4 protein-coding genes are annotated in these 2137 nt (G+C 26.1%); all 4 read right to left on the reverse strand.

Features of this window, described 5'->3' with window-relative positions:
- On the reverse strand, positions 1 to 195 hold a 195-nt coding region (locus CVD18_RS23285), incomplete at its 3' end, for a hypothetical protein (RefSeq protein WP_233194620.1).
- 302 nt (positions 196 to 497) lie between these two features.
- On the reverse strand, positions 498 to 1082 hold the full coding sequence (locus CVD18_RS22110; protein ID WP_103867617.1) for a hypothetical protein: 585 nt from the start codon (positions 1080 to 1082) through the stop codon (positions 498 to 500).
- 18 nt (positions 1083 to 1100) lie between these two features.
- A complete protein-coding gene (locus CVD18_RS22115) occupies positions 1101 to 1679 on the reverse strand; it encodes a hypothetical protein (RefSeq protein WP_103867618.1) in 579 nt (192 codons plus the stop codon).
- On the reverse strand, positions 1676 to 2137 hold a 462-nt coding region (locus CVD18_RS22915), incomplete at its 5' end, for a hypothetical protein (RefSeq protein ID WP_158250545.1). The genes CVD18_RS22115 and CVD18_RS22915, both read right to left, overlap by 4 nt.

Genomic DNA, 2137 nt, shown 5'->3' on the forward strand with positions numbered 1-2137 from the left:
ATAAGAACTACCCAATAGTTTTTCTTTTTCACAAAACTTAGAATCATTCATTTGCTCAAGTATCCGAATTGCATCATAAAATTCTCTACTTCTATAGCAAAAGACAGCTCTATCATATAGTTTCTCCTGTTTGTCAGAGTTACATCCTAAAAAGAAGAATAAGAGGATGTAAACGAGTATACTTATTTTATTCATTGATTAAAATAGTTTCAATTATGAAGATAAATTTGTTTTTAATTTTTCTGTGAGGTAATAGCGTTTACACTTTGAATTTACCGCAATAAAATTCTCTTTTACGGTAAATTCAAAGTATAGCCAGCCCCCCCTTTTGCTTTGGCATACTCAAGGTTTTGTATTATAGCCAAATGCGCATCCCATTATTTTTTATGGGTTGTAGTAATACCCCTATTACATCGATTATACTACTGATGCTATTAGGTAGAAATTATAAGTATAAAAAAGGGGCTACCATTTTACTGTTGCTTTTATAGTTTTCATTAAAAAGGATTTATTTTAATGCTTTTAAAAAATTGTATATCTCCTGAATTAATTATACTTAAGTGAAGTTCATCTCTTTGTTTTATATTTAGAACCTTTTTTAATAGACTCTCATTTTTAGAATTTTCTAAAAGATTTTTTATAATTATATTATTTATTTTTTGACCTTTTATAGTAGTATCTATTTCAAAATTAATACTCTGTAAAGAATCAATAACCCTATAGCCATAGTATATTTCTATGCTTTTTGCTTTTTTAGCTTCTATATTTATTTTTTTTCTAAAGAAATCTAATTGACCAGAATTATTAAGTATAAACCTTTTATAGTCTTTATTGTTAACTATTTTTGGTCCTTTATCACTTATATATATATTAGAAATCAATAAATTTTCATTCGATTTATTTGTAATAATTAATTGTAAAGGAAATAAAACAAACTTTTCATTTTTATCAAAATTTAATAAACTACCCATCACTTTAATAGGTTTCGAACTATTTGTTTTTTCCAGAGTTATACTCTTTTCTAATGGTTGACAGCTACAAAAGCTGTATATCATAAATAATATTAAAACAATTTTTCTCATTCTCTTAAAAATATAGTTTTAATCATCAAATAGCTCAATATCCAAGCTTTTATAGAAAAAACCTTTTTCTTTGTTATGAAGTTTAAAATGAAGTTGCCCCTTGATGCTATCATTAATCTTTGATGAAGCCCATTTTTCTACATCATCACTTATAGGAATATCATATACCTTAAGCTTTCCATATATTTGAGTTATTTTTTTACTATTAATTAAACTATCTAGTTGAAAATTTGATAATTTAAGAGAATAGCCATAGTAAAAATCTATAGAATCTTTTTCAAAAGGCTCTATCTGAAAACTATCTGGGTAAATTAATGAGTCCTTATATCTATACCATCGATAATCTCTAGAGTTTGTACCTACTTGGTTTAAGTTTATGTTATACCGATTTAGTTTATTTAAAAGAGAAGTTTTATTGTTATAAATAATTCTTTTTGGAAAGCATAAATAAATATAAGTACTATCTGTTTTTTTTGTACCAAAAAGTATTTTTAAAGGTAAATCTGTTTTTTTAGTTATAATCTCTATCTCATTTTGAGAATTAGATGTACAGGACACTAAAAAAGAAATAATTATTAATATTATTATTTTATTCATTGTCTTAAAAATATTGAATCTATTAAATACTTAGTTTTTTTATTTTCTTCTTTCACGTAATAAAAATAAGTATACCAGTTATCTTCTTTTCGTTCATCTGTTAAGACAAATTCATCAAACTCTTTATAGCTTTTAAATTCACCATTTAAAAACTTTTCATGAGCTTCTTGGCTTACAAATTCTATCACATTTAACTCTAACATCTTTGCTCCTTGATTATTTTTTACCCAAGCCAAAGCATTGTTTAATCCCTTTAATTTTCTGCGTTGCCATTCTAGCATCGCTTCATTAGAAAAATCATTGAGTATTTCATTTACTACTTTGGTACTTATTACATCTGCTGCCATAAACAAGGGTACTAGTTCACCAAAGCCAGGTATTCTGGCAATGGCAGGAATCAAACCCATACCTGTTATGATAGAAGATGGATTGGGAATTTGCAATCCTTCTTCTGGTTT

The organism is Aquimarina sp. I32.4 (assembly GCF_002924285.1).
Taxonomy (GTDB): Bacteria; Bacteroidota; Bacteroidia; order Flavobacteriales; family Flavobacteriaceae; genus Aquimarina.